Source organism: Nocardiopsis coralliicola, assembly GCF_054779695.1.
In genome coordinates, this window is sequence record NZ_BAAGXT010000059.1 from 1 (window position 1) to 16,486 (window position 16,486).

General features: G+C 74.2%; 15 protein-coding genes. 4 read left to right on the plus strand and 11 right to left on the minus strand.

Annotated elements, in window-relative coordinates; all coding sequences use genetic code 11:
* Positions 1-533: 533 nt before the first annotated feature.
* On the minus strand, positions 534-2,435 hold the full coding sequence (locus tag ACYVGT_RS25720; RefSeq protein ID WP_460862989.1) for a serine/threonine-protein kinase: 1,902 nt from the start codon (positions 2,433-2,435) through the stop codon (positions 534-536).
* A 255-nt stretch (positions 2,436-2,690) separates the two neighbouring features.
* On the opposite strand from ACYVGT_RS25720, the gene ACYVGT_RS25725 reads away from it, so the two are divergent.
* Positions 2,691-3,638 carry a 4-(cytidine 5'-diphospho)-2-C-methyl-D-erythritol kinase gene (locus ACYVGT_RS25725; RefSeq protein ID WP_460862990.1) on the plus strand — a complete coding sequence of 316 codons (948 nt, stop codon included), beginning with the start codon at positions 2,691-2,693 and terminating at the stop codon, positions 3,636-3,638.
* A 112-nt stretch (positions 3,639-3,750) separates the two neighbouring features.
* Here ACYVGT_RS25725 and soxR read toward each other — a convergent pair whose 3' ends face one another.
* On the minus strand, positions 3,751-4,212 hold the full coding sequence (gene soxR, locus ACYVGT_RS25730; protein ID WP_460862991.1) for a redox-sensitive transcriptional activator SoxR: 462 nt from the start codon (positions 4,210-4,212) through the stop codon (positions 3,751-3,753).
* 59 nt (positions 4,213-4,271) lie between these two features.
* Between soxR and ACYVGT_RS25735 the strand changes: the two genes are divergently transcribed.
* The 3 genes from ACYVGT_RS25735 to ACYVGT_RS25745 all read left to right on the plus strand — a co-directional run bounded on the left by ACYVGT_RS25735 (position 4,272) and on the right by ACYVGT_RS25745 (position 8,122).
* A complete protein-coding gene (locus tag ACYVGT_RS25735; RefSeq protein WP_460862992.1) occupies positions 4,272-4,970 on the plus strand; it encodes a thiamine pyrophosphate-dependent enzyme in 699 nt (232 codons plus the stop codon).
* Between the two features lie 103 nt (positions 4,971-5,073).
* Positions 5,074-5,973 (plus strand): transketolase family protein, encoded by a 900-nt coding sequence (locus tag ACYVGT_RS25740; RefSeq protein WP_460863015.1) that lies wholly within the window; start codon positions 5,074-5,076, stop codon positions 5,971-5,973.
* Between the two features lie 373 nt (positions 5,974-6,346).
* The gene (locus ACYVGT_RS25745) at positions 6,347-8,122 is read left to right on the plus strand and encodes an ABC-F family ATP-binding cassette domain-containing protein (protein WP_460862993.1); all 1,776 of its coding nucleotides are present in this window, start codon (positions 6,347-6,349) and stop codon (positions 8,120-8,122) included.
* Positions 8,123-8,477: 355 nt separating this feature from the next.
* Here the strand turns inward: ACYVGT_RS25745 and ACYVGT_RS25750 are convergent, their stop codons facing one another.
* The 9 genes from ACYVGT_RS25750 to ACYVGT_RS25790 all read right to left on the minus strand — a co-directional run bounded on the left by ACYVGT_RS25750 (position 8,478) and on the right by ACYVGT_RS25790 (position 16,485).
* Entirely contained in the window at positions 8,478-8,996 is a 519-nt protein-coding gene (locus ACYVGT_RS25750; protein WP_460862994.1) for a carboxymuconolactone decarboxylase family protein, read from the minus strand.
* Positions 8,997-9,029: 33 nt separating this feature from the next.
* Complete coding sequence (locus ACYVGT_RS25755; protein WP_460862995.1) at positions 9,030-9,335, minus strand: metal-sensitive transcriptional regulator; 306 nt, start codon at positions 9,333-9,335, stop codon at positions 9,030-9,032.
* A 314-nt stretch (positions 9,336-9,649) separates the two neighbouring features.
* On the minus strand, positions 9,650-9,898 hold the full coding sequence (locus ACYVGT_RS25760; RefSeq protein WP_460862996.1) for a hypothetical protein: 249 nt from the start codon (positions 9,896-9,898) through the stop codon (positions 9,650-9,652).
* Positions 9,899-9,941: 43 nt separating this feature from the next.
* Positions 9,942-12,212: a heavy metal translocating P-type ATPase gene (locus ACYVGT_RS25765; RefSeq protein ID WP_460862997.1), complete on the minus strand. Its 2,271-nt coding sequence runs from the start codon at positions 12,210-12,212 to the stop codon at positions 9,942-9,944.
* Between the two features lie 45 nt (positions 12,213-12,257).
* Entirely contained in the window at positions 12,258-13,214 is a 957-nt protein-coding gene (locus ACYVGT_RS25770) for a hypothetical protein (RefSeq protein WP_460862998.1), read from the minus strand.
* Positions 13,214-13,423 (minus strand): heavy-metal-associated domain-containing protein, encoded by a 210-nt coding sequence (locus tag ACYVGT_RS25775; RefSeq protein WP_460862999.1) that lies wholly within the window; start codon positions 13,421-13,423, stop codon positions 13,214-13,216. The genes ACYVGT_RS25770 and ACYVGT_RS25775 overlap by 1 nt, the downstream gene beginning before the upstream one ends.
* Before the next feature lie 618 nt (positions 13,424-14,041).
* On the minus strand, positions 14,042-14,983 hold the full coding sequence (locus tag ACYVGT_RS25780) for a GDSL-type esterase/lipase family protein (protein WP_460863000.1): 942 nt from the start codon (positions 14,981-14,983) through the stop codon (positions 14,042-14,044).
* Positions 14,984-15,137: 154 nt separating this feature from the next.
* Positions 15,138-15,644, minus strand: coding sequence for a MarR family winged helix-turn-helix transcriptional regulator (locus tag ACYVGT_RS25785; protein WP_460863001.1), 507 nt, complete (start codon positions 15,642-15,644; stop codon positions 15,138-15,140).
* Positions 15,645-15,819: 175 nt separating this feature from the next.
* Positions 15,820-16,485, minus strand: a complete 666-nt coding sequence (locus ACYVGT_RS25790) for a TetR family transcriptional regulator (protein WP_460863002.1) — start codon at positions 16,483-16,485, stop codon at positions 15,820-15,822.
* Position 16,486 lies beyond the last annotated feature (1 nt).

Genomic DNA, 16,486 nt, shown 5'->3' on the forward strand with positions numbered 1-16,486 from the left:
CGGGCCACCGCTGCGCCGCCGGCGAGCCGCGGCGGTGGACCGGGTCGCTGCAGGACGCACCCCGCGGGCCGCGGAGCAGCCGGCCCCCGCCGCGCGGAACCGGTTCGGGGCCCTGGCCCCGGCGCACCGCACCGCCGCCTCCGGCCGCGGTGCCCCTGCACCCGCGGACCGCATGCCGACCGGGTCAGCGCCCCCGAGGGGCCGTCCGCCGAGTCCGCGGGAAGCAGCGACGACGATGCCGGGGACGGGACGACGGGCCGTCCCCCTGCAGATCAGGGAATCCCCCCGCTCGGGGAGCGCACTGCGGTGCGCCTGCGCGGAGTCGCCCTCGCCGACCTCCGCAAGCGCACCCGGCTCCCCGGTCCGCTCCCGCCTGCGCGGAGGCACGGCTGCGCACGCTGGGGCAGCACCAGAACCGGCCCATTCCCCCCGCGGGAGCAACACGTCGGCGCACCGCCGGGCCGATGGTGCGCTCTGCCCCGACCTTCCCCGGACGCGGGCACCTGCGGTCGGCGCCGCCGGCGGCGCCGACCTCAGTCCGAGTCGGGGATGTCGGAGACCTCGACGCTGGCCGGGGCCGTCTGGGCGACGCTGCGGAGTTCCAGGGTGCCCCGGTCCACGCCGCGGCCGTCGCCGCCGGTCACGATGAAGACCAACTCGCCCCGGGCCCGCTGGCCCTGGGCGATCGACGACCACAGGGAGTCGTCGCGCTCCGACGCCATCGGCGGCTGCGCCCGCTCACTGGGCTCGCCCGGGACGGACAGCACCTGATTGCCCGGCTCCAGCTGGATCGGATCCGAGCCGGTGTTGCGCACCATCACCGTGAACACGCAGTAGACCGCGTCGCCGGAGACCACCTCGGAGCGGTCGCCCACCTGGGCGTCGCACCGGTACTCCTCCACCGTGAACTCGGCCTGCCCGTCGCTGGCCACGTGCGGCGCGGGCGCGGCATCCTCGTCCTCGGAGTTGGACTGCGGCGCCGCGTTCTGCGGCGCCTCCTGCTCGGCGTCCCTGCCGCTGAACAGACCGAACAGGCCGTTGCCCGCGACGAACGTCAGCACCGCGAGCAGCGCCGCCACCAGAACCAGCGCCACCACCGCCGTCAGCGTCACCCACCGGATCCGGCGATGGTTCGGCTGCATCGGCCGGTGCGGCGGCGGAGGCGCCGGCGGCACGTAGGGCTGCGCCTGCTGCTCCACCGGGATCTGCGGGATGGGGCCGGTCGACTGCGGGTTCGGCGGCGCCGGCGGGCCGACGCGCGCGAACTGCCCGGTCTGCGACGCGGGCACCTGCCCGGGCGGTCCCGGCGGGCCCGGCCGGGCGCCGCCCAACGGCACCGGCTGGCTGGTGTGCGGCCCCGGACGCGGCGGACCGCCCTGCGGCGGCCCCGGGAACGGCGGCTGCACCGGGCCGCCGCGCGGCGGCCCGGGCGGCTGCACCGGCATGCCGCCATTGGTCATGTTCGGGTTCGGCCCCGGTCCCATCGGCCCCGGCGGCATCGGGCCCGCCGGCGGCATCGGCGGCAGGTTCGGCCGCCACGACTGGTGCAGCTTCTCGCTCACCATCGCGTTGGGGTCGTAGCCGGCCCCGCCGTCCGGGTTCTCCCCGCCCGCCAGCTCCAGCAGCAGGTCCTGCGCCTTGGGCCGGCGCTCCGGCTCCTTGGCCAGCGCGCGGGCCACCAGCCGGTCCAGCGGCGCATCCAGGTCGCTGATCTGCGGCTCGGCGAACAGCACCCGCTTGCCCAGCGTCATCGCGTCGCCGTTGCCGAACGGATGCGTGCCGCTGCCGGCGAACGCCACCAGGCAGCCCCACGCGAAGATGTCGGCGGCCGTGGTGACCTGCTCCTCCAGCAGCTGCTCCGGCGCCATCCACCCCGGGCTGCCCATCACGATGCCGGTCTTGGTGTGGTTCGTCGCAGTGTTCATCGCCCGCGCGATTCCGAAGTCGATCACCCGCGGGCCGGACAGCGACAGCAGCACGTTGGCCGGCTTCAGGTCGCGGTGCACCAGGTCGGCCCGGTGGATCGCGGCGAGCGCCGCCGCGACGCCGAGCGCGAAGCCGTGCAGGGTGGAGGCGTCCAGCGGCCCGTTCTGCGCGATGTGCTCGGCCAGCGCGGTCCCCGCGATGTACTCGGTGACCATGTACGGACGGTTCTCGAACGTGCCGTGGTCGAGGACCTTCGCGGTGCAGAACGACGCGACCCGGCGCGCGTTCTCCATCTCGTCGTGGAACCGCGCCCGCGTCGCCTCGTCGAACGCCAGCTCCGGCCGGATCACCTTGATCGCGACCTGGGCGCCCTTCTCAGGGGTGCGGCCGAGGTAGACCGTCCCCATTCCACCGCTGCCCAGGCGACCGGCCAGCACATAGGGACCGATGGTCGCCGGATCTCCGGCGGCCAGCGGTTCCAGGTTCTTTGGGAGCCCATCCGACGGCAAGCGACCCTCCCCGACGGTGTCCACACTCCGTCTGGCCCCAAGGTAGCGGTGATTGCGCCCGGATACCCACCCGCGCAGGCCAAGCGGCTCTGCCGAGGTCACGCACAGTGACCCCGTGGCGGCGGATACGATCGCGGAACCCGCCCGGGCCCGCCGCGCGGACGCACGGCGCCGGGCGCCTGTCGTCGGCGCAGGGACTCACTGAGGTGGGGGTTCCTTTACGATTGAGGACTCGTGACCGCTACTTGTACCGCCGTGACCGTTCGGGTCCCCGCGAAGGTGAACCTCCAGCTGGCGGTGGGGCCGGCGCGCGAAGATGGATACCACGATCTGGTGAATGTCTTCCACGCTGTCTCGCTGTGCGATGAGGTTACCGTCAGCGAACACCCCGAACGCCCGCGAGGGGGCGCAGTCCGGGTCAGCCTGCACGGCAGCGGGCTCGCCGCCGCGCACCGGGCCGCGGTGCCGCTCGACGGCGACAACCTCGCCGCGAAAGCCGTCCGCCTCGTCGCGGATGCGGCCGGCCGCTCCGGCACCCCCGTCAGCGTGGCCATCACCAAGGCGATCCCCGTCGCCGGCGGCATGGCCGGCGGCAGCGCGGACGCCGCGGCCGCCCTGGTCGCCGCCGACGCCCTCTGGGACGCCCGCCTCGGCGCCGACCGGCTCCACGAGCTCGCCGCCCGCCTCGGCAGCGACGTCCCCTTCGCGCTGCTCGGCGGGACCGCGGTCGGCACCGGCCGCGGCGAGGTCCTGCGGCCGCTCAGCAGCGCGCTGCGCACCCACTGGGTGTTCGCGCTGTCCGACGCCGGGCTGTCCACACCGTCGGTGTTCGCCGCCTACGACCGGATGCGGCCCGACGCGCCCGCACCGCGCCTCGATCCGGCCCTCACCGAGGCACTGGCCGCCGGCGACGCCGCGCAGCTCGCAGCGGCCCTCGCCAACGACCTGCAGGCGCCCGCCCTCGACCTCCGCCCCGGCCTCGCCCGCGTGCTCGACGCCGGCCGTGCCGCCGGGGCCCTCGCCGGCATCGTGTCCGGATCCGGGCCGACCTGCGCTTTCCTCGCGGCCGGCGCCGAGGACGCCGACCGCATCGCCGGCGCGCTCACCGCCTCCGGCGCGGTTCCCCGCACGGCCACCGCCCACGGCGACGTCCCCGGCGCCCGCGTGGTGTCCACCGGCGCAGCGGCGGCAGTCGAGGAGTGACCGGCGGCGCGCCGCCGCCGCGCCGGAAGGGCATCCGCGGTGCTGCGCCGCAGCGCTACCGGCAGCGCCGGGAGGCAGCGCGGCGGCCGTCTCGGGCGCTGCCGGTCCGGCTTCAGATCCCGCCCTCGCGGACGGGCTTGAGGAAGGGCGCGCCGGGGCCGTTGGCGGCGAGGGCGTCGTCGCTGTTGTTCAGGTGGCAGGCCTTCAGCGACAGGCAGCCGCAGCCGATGCACGACGTCAGCCGGTCGCGCAGCCGCTGCAGCGCGTCGATCCGGGTGTCCAGCTCGGTGCGCCACGACTCCGACAGCCGCGCCCAGTCCCGCACCGTCGGCGTGCGGCTGTCCGGCAGGGTGCTCAGCGCCTCCTTGATCTGCGCCAGAGACAGCCCGACCCGCTGCGCGGTCGAGACGAACGCCAGCCGCCGCAGGGTGTTGCGGTGGTAGCGGCGCTGGTTACCGGCCGTGCGCTCGGAGTGGATCAGACCGCGCTCCTCGTAGAACCGCAGGGTCGTCGCCGGAACGCCGCTCCGCTCGGCCAGCATCCCGATGGTCAGCCGCACCGGCAGGTGGCTCATCGCGGCCGCTCCCTTCTGCCCCTTGACTTCGAGTTAAGTCGAGGTCTGAGACTACCGGCATGGCACCGACCACCACAACAGCACCGGCCCCGCTCGCCCGCTACTCGGACCTGCCCGCCCTCATCGGACTCATGACCGGCGACGAGAAGCACGCCGCCGCAGCCGCCTCCACCCTCGACGTCCTCTGGGTGCTCTACGACCGCGTCCTCGACGTCACCCCGGCCACCGCCGCCGACCCCGACCGGGACCGATTCCTGCTCTCCAAAGGGCACGGCCCCGCCGCCTACTACGCGGTGCTCGCCGCCAAGGGCTTCCTGAGCATCCGCGACCTGCGCTCCTGGGGCGCAGCCGACTCCGCCCTCGGCCACCACCCCGACCGCGTCCTAGTCCCCGGCGCGGAGATCGGCAGCGGCTCCCTCGGCCACGGCCTCGGCCTGGCCGTCGGCACCGCGCTCGGCCTACGGATCCAGGGCCGCACCCGGCCGCGCACCATCGTCCTGCTCGGCGACGGAGAACTCGACGAGGGGTCCAACCACGAGGCGATCGCCGCCGCCGCGCGCCTCGGCCTTGGCGGGCTCACCGCCGTCGTCGTCGACAACGGCTCAGCCGGGCTCGGCTGGCCCGGCGGCATCGCCACCCGCTTCACCACCGAGGGATGGACCGCCGACACCGTGTCCGGCCGCGACCACGCCGCCCTCGGCGCCGCCTTCCAGCGGCGCTCCGCCGACGTGCCGCACGCCGTCGTCGCCCGCATCTGAACCGCTGCGCCGCCAAGCCCAAGAGAAGGGGGACCGCGCCATGACCGCGCCACCGACCGCACTCGCCACACCGGACGCACCGCCCGCCCAGCGGCACACCTCGATGCGCCAGGCATTCCTGGACACCGTCGCCCACGCGATGGAGAGCGATCCGCGCATCGTGCTGGTGCTCGCCGAGATCTCCCGAGACCGGGTCGGCGGCGCGGCGCGCCGCCACCCCGACCGCATCGTCAACCTCGGCATCCGCGAGCAGCTGCAGATCGGCACCGCCGGCGGCCTCGCCCTCAGCGGCCTGCGCCCGGTCGTGCACACCATCGCGCCGTTCCTCGTCGAGCGCCCCTTCGAACAGCTCAAACTCGACCTCGGCCACCAGGGCGCCGGCGCGGTCCTCGGCGGCACCGGAGGCTCCTACGACTACGCCGAGCAGGGCCGCACCCACCAGTCCCCGGGCGACGTCGCCCTCCTCGACACACTGCCCGGCTGGACCGTGCACGTCCCCGGCCATCCGGACGAGGCGGCCGAGCTGACCGCCGCTGCGCTGCCCGGCGACAGCCGTGTCTACCTGCGCCTCAGCGAGACCGCCAACACCCGCCCGCGCCCGGTCGGCGGCGGCATCACCGCCGTACGCACCGGGTCGCCCCGATCGCTGGGCACCGTGCTCGCCGTCGGCCCGATGCTCGACCGCGTGCTCGCGGCCACCGAAGGGCTGGACGTGACCGTGGCCTACACCGCGACGCCGCGCCCCTTCGACCGCGCCGGTCTGAACCGCCTGGTGGCGGGGGCAGGCCAGGCCGACGTCCTCGTCGTCGAGCCCTACCTCGCCGGCACCTCGGCCCACGAGGTCGCCGCGGCCCTGGCCGACCGCCGCCACCGGCAGCGCTCCCTCGGCGTCCTCCGCGACACCGAGGTCCGCCGCTACGGCACCGTCGCCGACCACGACCGCGTCCACGGCCTCGACACCGCGTCCATCGCCGGCTCCGCCCGCGCGTTCTTCCTCGCCTAGCTTCCCGAACCGGTGCGGCGGGCCCTGCCGGGCGCAGTCCGGCGCCCAGGGGACGGCAGAGGCCCGCCGCACCGCCCTTGCCTCGCCAAGGGCCCGGCCCCCGGGCCCGCGCGGCCCCGGCGCGCGTCGCGATCACCGCTGCCCACCCCCGAGACGCTCCCCACCCCCGAGAATGGGGTGCGATCGGTGTCATTGGGAGGGGGGACGACCCCCCTGTCACCCCCCCCCGGATGGGCGCGCGTCGCGAACACCACTCCCCACCCCCGAGAGTGGTGGGTGATCGGTCTCTTTGGGAGGGGGGACGACCCCCCTGTCACCCCCCGGATGGGCGCGCGTCGCGAACACCACTCCCCACCCCCGAGAATGGGGAGTGATGAATCTGGTCAATCTCCAGGGCGTCTCCCTGGCCTACGGTCCGCTCGTGCTGCTCGACGATGTGTCCCTCGGAATTGAGGAGGGGGACCGGATCGGCGTGGTCGGCCGCAACGGCGGCGGGAAGTCGACCCTGCTGGCGGTGCTGGCGCAGCACACGGAGCCGGACAGCGGCCGGGTGGTGCACAACCGCGGGCTCCGGGTGGGGTTCCTGCACCAGCGCGACAGCTTCCCGGACTCCACCGTCGGCGCCTACGTGCTGGGCGACCTCGCCGAGCACGAGTGGGCCGGCAACCCGCGCGCCCGCGACGTGCTCCGCGGCCTGCTCAGCGGCTGGGACCTGGAGACGCCGATGGCGGGCCTGTCCGGCGGGGAGCGGCGCCGCGCCGCACTGGCGCGGCTGCTGATCGGCGACCACGACGTCATCGTCCTGGACGAGCCCACCAACCACCTCGACATCGAAGGCATCGCCTGGCTCGCCGAGCACCTCAACGGCCGCCGCGAAGCGCTCGTCGTCGTCACCCACGACCGGTGGTTCCTCGACGCGGCCACCAACCGCACCTGGGAGGTCGTGGACGGCCACGTCGAGCGGTACGAGGGCGGCTACGCCGCCTACGTGCTCGCCAAGGCCGAGCGCGACCGGCTCGCCGCGGCCGCCGAGGAGCGGCGCCAGAACCTCATGCGCAAGGAGCTCGCCTGGCTGCGCCGCGGGCCGCAGGCGCGCAGCTCCAAGCCCAAGTTCCGGGTGGACGCCGCCAACACGCTCATCGCCGACGTGCCGCCGCTGCGCAACACCGTCGAACTCGTCCGGTTCGCCACCACCCGGCTCGGCAAGACCGTGATCGACGTCGAGGGCGCCCGGGTCGCCGCCGGCGACCGCGTCCTGCTCGACGACCTGACCTGGCAGCTCGGCCCGGGCGACCGCGTCGGCCTGGTCGGCGTCAACGGCGCCGGCAAGACGAGCCTGCTGCGGCTGCTCGCCGGCGAGTCCGAGCCCGCTGCGGGCCGCGTCCGCCGCGGCCGCACCGTGAAGCTCGCCCACCTCTCCCAGTCGCTCACCGAGCTCGACCCGGCGATGCGGACGCTGGAGGCCGTCTCCGAGGTGCGCCAGTTCGTCACTATCGGCGGCCGCGAGTACACCGCCAACCAGATGCTCGAGCGGTTCGGCTTCCGCGGCGAGCGCCAGTGGACCCCGGTCGGCGACCTGTCCGGCGGCGAGCGGCGCCGGCTGCAGCTGCTCCGCCTGCTCATGGACGAGCCCAACGTGCTCCTCCTCGACGAGCCCACCAACGACCTCGACATCGAGACCCTCACCGAGCTGGAGGACCTCCTCGACGGCTGGCCCGGCTCGCTCGTCCTGGTCAGCCACGACCGGTACTTCCTGGAGCGGATCACCGACCGCGTCCTTGCGCTGATGGGCGACGGCACGCTCGCGTTCCTGCCCGGCGGCGTCGACGAGTACCTGGCCCGGCGCAGGGAGGACCGCACCGCCTCCGTGCCGTCCGCCGGCGCCTCCGAATCCGCGGCAGAGCCGGCCCGCGGCGCCCCCAAGGTGAGCGCCGCCGAGCAGCGCGCCGCCCGCAAGGAACTGCAGCGGATCGAACGCCGCATCGACAAGATCGCAGCCCGCGAGACCGAACTGCACGCCCTGATGGCCGAGGCCGCCGACGACTACACCCGCCTCGCCGATCTCGACGCCGAGCTCAAGGCCCTCGGCGCCGAAAAGGACGACCTCGAAGAGCGCTGGATGGCCGAGGCCGACACGGCCGAAGGATAGCCCAGCGCACCGCAGTGGCAGCGCGGCGGCCGGCGGACGAGACTTCAGACGGTGCCCTGGAGGCGCGGCCCGATCTGCGGCTCGGGTCTCCCGCCGATGATCTCGCGCCCGCCCGTGTCGGAGACCCCTCATCGCGGGGATCGGGCCGACCGCAGCGCGCGGCGGCCCGGGTCCTCCTCGGCGTCGGGCTCGGCGATGCGGAGCTTGCCCCCTGCGCGGCCCCCGCGGTCCAGGACCGGCGCGACCGCGCGGCACCGGCCGCACCGGGCCGCCCGGAAACCACCGGCACGGGTGCTCTGCTCGGGAGCGCGGGCTCATCGCCCATCCCCTCGGCCGCGCCGGCAGGGCGCGCGGGTCACTCGTCCGCGGTGAGTCCGGAGACCAGGTTGAAGGCGCCGGTGAGGATGTTCAGCGCGACGATCCCGACGACGTCGGCGATCTCCCGGTCGCTGTACCCGTACCCGCGGAGCTCCTCGATCTGCTCGTCGGTGACCGCCCCGGGCTCGCGGTAGACATGCAGTCCGAGGGTGATCATCGCGGCGACCGGAGCCGTCATCCCGGTTCCCTGCTCGGCGAGCGCGATCTCGTTGTCGCTGGCCCCGAGCGAACGCGCCGCGCCGGCGTGCGCGGCCAGGCACCTCCCGCACCCCTGGTCCGACTGGACGGCGATCGAGACCAGCTCGCTGGTCGTCCGGTCGAGCTTGGCGCGGCGCATGGCCTTGCTCAACTGGAGATAGCCGCCGAGTACCGCCGGCGAGTGCGCCATCGTCGCCACCATGTCGCCGACCTCGCCGTGCCGTTCGACGAGGTCGCCGAGCAGGTCGCGGGAGGCCCCGGATGCGGTCTCGGGGGTGAGTCGGGCCAGACGCGGCACGGTGTGCCTCCTTCGTCGGTACGCTGCTCCGGGTCAGGAGCGCACGAGCCGGTTGATGGCGTCGGTCGCTTCCTGGATCTTCTCGAGGGCGGCCTCGTCGCCGAGCTTCGCCGCGTCGAGGACGCAGTGCTTGAGGTGGTCGTCGAGCAGGCCGGTCGCGACCCCCTGCAGGGCCCGGGTCAGCGCGGAGATCTGGGTGAGGATGTCGATGCAGTACTTCTCCTCATCGATCATCTTCTCGATCCCGCGGGCCTGGCCCTCGATGCGCTTCATGCGGCCGAGGTAGCGCTCCTTGTCGCTGATGTAGCCGTGCTGGTGCGAATCGGCGCCGGCAGACATGGGCTGTCCTCACTTCTGGCATTCCGGACGGAACGCGTGCGGGCTTCGGGGGTGAGGCCGATGCGCCTGAGCGGTTGGGCGCCGGACGCGACTACCGCGGTGCACGGGGAGACCAGGACCGCGCCAACCGGCATCGGCGGGACGGGATCCCACCGGCGCCAGAGTATCGGCCGCACACGGCGCCGGGAGGGTGCCGCCGCGGGCCCGCTGCCCCTTCCGGCCCCCTGGCCGGCATCGGCGCCTCCGCTCCGCCCCGTCCCTTCGCTCCGATCCGCCGGCGGGGCGCCGCAGCGTCCGCCGGCGCCCCGCAGCGACTACACCGCGCCGGCGGCGTAGGCGGCCGGGTCCGCGTCGAACGCGGGACCGCAGTCGGCACAGCAGAGGTAGTAGCGCCGCCCCGCGTAGTCGCGGAACAGGCCGGCCGCCTCAGCGGCGGCCTTCCTGACCGGGGTGCCGGCCATGACCGGGCAGGTGGCCATCTCGTCGGCATCCCCGCCGGGCAGGTGCGGGCGGCCGCCGTTCCCGCCTCGGTCGGAACCGTTCGAGCTGCAGCAGTTGCTCATTCTCAGAAGACCCTTCGTGGTCGGATCGTGCAGATGGGCGCGGCTACTTCGCGGCGACGCTGGTGAACCCGCGCAGGCGGAGGCTGTTGCCGACGACGAAGACGCTGGAGAACGCCATCGCCGCACCCGCGAGCATGGGGTTGAGCATGCCCAGGGCCGCGACCGGGATCGCCGCGGTGTTGTAGGCGAACGCCCAGAACAGGTTCGTCTTGATCGTCGACAGGGTCTTCCGGGAGAGGCGGATCGCGTCGACGGCCGCCCGCAGGTCACCGCGGACGAGCGTGATGTCGGAGGCCTCGATCGCCACATCCGTGCCGGTGCCCATCGCCAAGCCGAGATCGGCCTGCGCGAGCGCGGGGGCGTCGTTGACGCCGTCGCCGACCATCGCCACGGTCCTGCCCTCGCCCTGGAGCCGGGTGACCACGTCGACCTTCTCCTTGGGAAGGACCTCGGCGATGACCTCGCTGATGCCGACCTCCGCCGCGATCCGCCGGGCCACGGCCTCGTTGTCGCCGGTGAGGAGGATCGGGGTGAGGCCGAGGTCCCTCAGCCCGCGGACCGCCTCGGCGCTGGTGGGCTTGACGGTGTCGGCGACGACGATGATGCCGCGCGCCTGACCGTCCCAGCCGACCGCCACGACCGTCTTGCCCTCGCCCTCGGCCCGAGCCTTGGCGGCGGCGACATCGGCGGAAAGCTTCTGCGACCAGTCGGCCAGCAGCGACTCGCGGCCGACGACGACCGCGGTGCCCTCGACGACGCCCTGCACGCCCTTGCCCTCGACGTTGGCGAAGTCCTCGGGAACGGGCAGCCGGCCCACCTCCTGGGTCGCACCCTTCGCGATCGCCTGCGCGATCGGGTGCTCAGAGGAGTCCTCCAGCGCACCGGCGAAGCGCAGCAGCTCCGCGCGGTCCGCGCCCGGCTCGGTGATGACGCCGGTCAGGGCCATCGTGCCGCTGGTGACGGTGCCGGTCTTGTCCAGCACGACGGTGTCGACCCTGCGGGTGGACTCCAGCACCTCGGGGCCCTTGATGAGGACGCCCATCTGCGCACCGCGGCCGGTGCCGACCAGCAGCGCGGTCGGAGTCGCCAGCCCCAGCGCGCAGGGGCAGGCGATGACGAGGACCGCGACCGCTGCGGTGAAGGCCGCTGCGACCGGGAAACCGGCCCCCAGCCAGGCGCCGAGTGCGGCGACGGCGACAACGATCACGATCGGCACGAACACGCCGGAGATCCTGTCGGCCAGGCGCTGCACCTCGGCCTTTCCGGTCTGCGCGTCCTCGACGAGCTTCGCCATCTGCGCAAGCTGGGTGTCCGAACCGACCCGGGTCGCCCGCACCACCAGGCGCCCGCCGGCGTTGACGGTCGCGCCGGCCACCGTGTCCCCCTCGCCGACCTCGACCGGAACGGACTCGCCGGTGAGCATGGAGGCGTCCACCGCGGAGGTCCCGGAGGACACGACGCCGTCGGTCGCGATCTTCTCGCCGGGGCGGACGATGAACTCGTCGCCGACGGCCAGTTCGGACGTGGGGATCTTGGCCTCGGCGCCATCGCGCAGCACCGAGACCTCCTTCGCACCCAGCTCCAGGAGGGCGCGCAGCGCGGCGCCGGCCTGGCGCTTGGACCGCTTCTCGAAGTAGCGGCCCGCGAGGATGAACATCGTCACGCCCGCGCCGACTTCGAGATAGATGTTCGCCGCACCGTCGGACGGGGCGATCGTGAACTCGAACGGGTGCGTCATCCCGGGGACGCCGGCCGTGCCCAGGAACAGTGCGTAGACCGACCACAGCAGTGCGGCCGAGGTGCCCATCGAGATGAGCGTGTCCATGGTGGCGGTGCCGTGCTTGAGGTTCGTCCACGCCGCCTTGTGGAACGGCCACGCCGCCCAGATGATCACCGGCGCAGCCAGGGCGAGCGAGGCCCACTGCCAGTAGGTGAACTGGAGGGCGGGAACCATCGCCATCGCGATCACCGGAACCGTGAGCACGACCGAGCTGACCAGGCGGTGGCGCAGCGAGGTGAGCTCAGCATCCTCCGCGCCACCGGGACCGGTCTCCGGCGCGCCTGCCGCGGCCTCGGGGGAGGCGGGCAGTGCGGCGGTGTAGCCGGTCTTCTCGACCTCGGCGACCAGCAGCGCCGGGTCGTAGCCGGCCGGCACGGTGACCTTCGCCTTCTCCGTGGCGTAGTTGACCGTGGCCTCGACGCCATCGAGCTTGTTCAGCTTCCTCTCGATCCGGTTCGCGCAGGAGGCGCAGGTCATCCCGCCGATCTCCAGCTCGATGTCCGGACCGCCCGCGGGGGGCGCTGATGTGCTCATCCTCATCCTTCTCCCTCAGCTCTCGTGCCGCTCCGGCCCAGCGGGTCAGTGGCCGCCGGCATGGGCATCGCCCTCTGCCTCCGAACCGTCACCGCGGTCGGCGTCGAGCACGAATTCGGCGGTGCGCACCTCCCCGTCGACCTGGAAGTCCAGGTACAGCAGGTAGCGGCCCGCAGTCGGGGCCTCCGCCGAGAACCCGACCTCGGGGCCGGACACCTCCCCGGCCTTCGGCTCACCGCCCTCGGCGTGCACGTGCAGGTAGGCCAGATCGCCTTCGCGCAGCGCCACCAGGTGCCCGTACGCCCCCAGGTAGGGCTCCAGCGCGGTCACCGGCTCCCCGTCGCGCTCGACAGTGGCGGTCAGCTCACTCGGCGACCCGGCGGTGAGACCGCCGTCCAGGGAGACGGTGAAGCCGTCGACCTCGTCGGTGGCCTGCCCCTCGGACTCGACCGGGGTGAAGTCGCCCCCCACCTCGACGGTGCGGGTCAGCGTGATGCCCTCGGCTCCCTCGCCCGCAGGGGTGAAGTCGGCGTACACCCGGTAGGTGCCCGCCTCGTCCCAGCTCCACGGCGCCGACCAGGTGCCCGTGCCCGGGTCGAGCTCGGGGTGCACGTGCTGGAAACCGGCGCCGTCGGTGCGGACCGCGATCAGGTGCAGGTCCTTCTCGTGCGCGGTGGTGTACTCGGTCACCGGCTCACCGGCCCCGTCGAGGATCCGGAAGCTCAGCTCCCCGTCCTCGTCCGCAGCCGCGGGCGCCTCGACCGGGGAGAGCAGGAAGCCGTCCGCGCTCGCGGAGAGCCCGTTCAGCGCCTCCGCCCCGGCATCCGGACCGGTGTCCTGCCCGGCGCCGCCGTGCCCGCCATCGTGTGTCCCCATGCCGCTTCCTTCCGCCCATGCGGTGACGGCGCCGTCGGGGACGGCGACGCCAGCGAGGCCGTAGGCCCCGCCGAACGCCACCACCAGCCCGGCACCGTAGACCGCCAGCCGTCCTTGGGCCTGCATCAGACGCGCACCGCCGAGTAGCCGGCCTCTTCGACCGCGGCCAGGACCGCAGAGTCGTCGATCTCGCCCTCAGCGGTGACGCTGAGCGCGCCGGTCTGCGCGCTGACCCGGATCTCCCCGACGCCGGGGACCGCGCCGACCTCCTCGCGGACCGACATCTCGCAGTGGCCGCAGGTCATGCCCGCCACCTGGTAATCCTTCGAAGCCATCAGAAACCCTCCCGGCGTTCCATCATACCCCCTTGGGGTATGTCGATGAGCTGACGGTATACCCCCAACGGGTATCGCGCAAGACGGTCGGCGGTCCTGTGGTCCGCATCGCACACGTGCTGCATCGGGCCGCCGGAGCGTCCGCGGCGGGCGGGGCAGTGCTCGCCCGGCACGATCGCCGCGCTCCGCGGCCCCAACGCCGGGCCGGGACCGGCGCAGGGACAGGCACGCCGCAACTCCACGCGGCGGCTGCGCCCCGCGGCGAGGGGCGGCTCCGCCGCGGTCCACCCGCCCCAGAGCCGCCCGGGTTCGCCGCCGCGGATGCGCTCAGACCGCCGATCCGCCGGCGGCTGCACCCGCCTCGCCGGGCCCAGTACCGGCAGCACGCCCCTCGGCGCCGGAAAGGGCGACCGCCGTGAGCGCAGCAGCGCCGCAGCCGGCACGGCCGAAGGCTGCCCCCGCGCCAGCCGTCCGCCGGGCCGGGGCGCGCAGCCCTCCCAGCGCGCTCACCGCCGCCCGGCGGCAGCACCCGGAGGACGGAACCGGACTACTCGGCCGCGTCTGCCGCCCCCTCCGAGCGGGCGCCGCTCCGGGCCGCCCGGCCCGGAGCAGCGCCGGTCAGCTGCCCGCAGCGTCGGCGAAGGTCTCGGCGATGAGGCGGGCGCCGGCGGGGTTGGTGTGGACGTCGGGGCCCCGGTCCGGGTCGCACATCCAGGTGTAGTCGCAGGCGGCCTCGGCCGCGGCGGGCGGCGCGTCCGCGCCGTCGCCGCCGCGGATCTGGCCGGAGTCGAACGCCTCGGCGACGTCGGCCACCGCAAAGCCCGCATCACCGTAGGCGTCGCGCAGGATCCCGTTCATCTCCTCCAGGACCCCGGCCCCGTACTCAGCGAGCTCGGCGCCCCCGCCCGCGCCGGCACCGTCCCCGCCGTCGATCAGCAGCGCCGCCGCGAACGGGTTGAAGTACGTCATACCGACCAGCTGCGTGCCGGGCGCGGCAGCGTCGGCCAGGCGGCCGGCGATCTCCGGGGCTTCCAGCTCCAGGCGCTCCATGCCGTCGTCGACGCAGTCCTCGTCCACCGACGCGGCGGCGTCGGCGCCCTCACCCGCCACGTCGACGCAGGACGTGAAGTTGTTGCCGCCGATGCCGATGGTGACCAGCGCGACATCATCGCCGCGTTCGAGGAGGAACCGCTCGGCCTCGGCGAGCTGGCTGCCCTCGGGGTACCGGCCGCCGCACCCCTGCACGCCGCCCCCGATGAACGTGGTGGTGTCCTCGCCGCCGCAGCCCAGCCGCTCGTGGCGCAGCGACGAGTCGGTGTCGCGCAGGGTGCGGTACAGCATGTCGGTGTAGCCGTCCCGCGTCTCCCCGGCGCCGCCCTCGCCGTCCGGCTGGACCCCGACGGCAAGCGAATCGCCCAGCGAGAGGTAGACCGACTCGGCAGAACCGGCGGCCGCTCCGCCGTCGCCGCCGCCCGCGAGACCGCACCCCGCTGCCGCCAGCAGCGCCACCGACGCGCCGGCCGCGCCCGCCGTCCTCGCCGCCCTGACTGCGCCGAACACTCTGACCACGATGGAGGCCTCCGCTGTCCCGATGCGGGCGAACCCGCGCACGGTGCCCCGGCGGCACCCGCACCGACAGGTTGGCCGAATCTCCCGCGCGCGTCGAGAGCCCTTCCGCGGCCGGCGGCCGCCCGGGCCGCCGGCGCCGCGCGGCTCAGCTGTCCGAGTCGTCCAGCGGCGACAGCAGCGACCGCAGCAGCGCCGCCAGCTGCGCCCGGTCCGCGGCGGCCATCGGGGCGAGGATCGACTCCTCGTAGCCGAGCAGGTCCTCCAGCGCCGCATCCACCCGGCGCCGCCCCTCCGCGGTCAGCCGCACCAGCACGCCCCGCTTGTCGCCGGGGTCGGGGCGGCGCCGCACCAGCCCCGCAGCCGCCAGCCGGTCGATGCGGTTGGTCATCGTGCCGGACGTGACGAGCGTGGCGCGCAGCAGCCGCCCGGGGCTGAGCTCGTAGGGTGCGCCGGAGCGGCGCAGCTCGGCGAGGACGTCGAACTCCCACGGCTCCAGTCCGTGGTCGGTGAACACGATCCGCCGTGCCCGGTCCAAGTGGCGGGAGAGCCGGGACACGCGGCTGAGGACCTGGAGCGGCTCGACATCCAGGTCGGTCCGCTCGGCGCGCCACGCCTCGACCAGGCCGTCGACTTCATCGTGCGGGGAGTGCATGGGGAGCACTGTATCTCTTGATATCAAGATAGTCTCGCGGTCCACGCCGATCGGCCCGAAACCGCAACCCGTGCGGCGCGCGGGCCGGCCCCGCACGGGTTGCGCGCCGTCCGCCGGACGCAGACGGCCCCGGATCCGCGCAGGGTCCGGGGCCGGTGCTGCAGGCCGGCGGGGGCTACTCCGACCGCCGCCGCTTCTGCGGCAGCGACTCCAGCTTCGGCTTCGCCTCCAAGTCGGACAGCCCGTTCCAGGCCAGGTTCACCAGATGCGCCGCCACCACCTCGCGCTTGGGCTTGCGCACCTCCAGCCACCACTGGCCGGTCAGCGCGACCATGCCCACCAGCGACTGCGCGTACAGCGGCGCCAGCTTCGGATCGAACCCCCGCTCGGTGAACTCCTCGCCGAGGATGTGCTCGACCTGGGTGGCGATATCGCTGATCAGGCTGGCAAAGCTGCCGGTGCCCGACGCGGCGTGCGAGTCCCGCGCCAGGATCCGGAACCCCTGGCTGTGCTCCTCCACGTACTGGAGCAGCGCCAGCGCGGCGTTCTCGATCTTGCCGCGGGCGTGATCGGCGGTCAGCGAGTCGCCGACCATGCCCAGCAGCGTCTGCATCTCGCGGTCGACCACGACCGCGTAGATGCCCTCCTTGCCGCCGAAGTGCTCGTAGACCACCGGCTTGGACACGCCGGCGCGCGCCGCGACCTCCTCGACCGACGTGCCGTCGAAGCCCCGCTCGGCGAAGAGCTCCCGCCCGATTCCGAGCAGCTGCTCGCGCCGCTCCCGCCCGGACATGCGCTTCCGGCGGGCGCGGGCCGTCTTCTTCTCTGCCGCGGCGTCCATG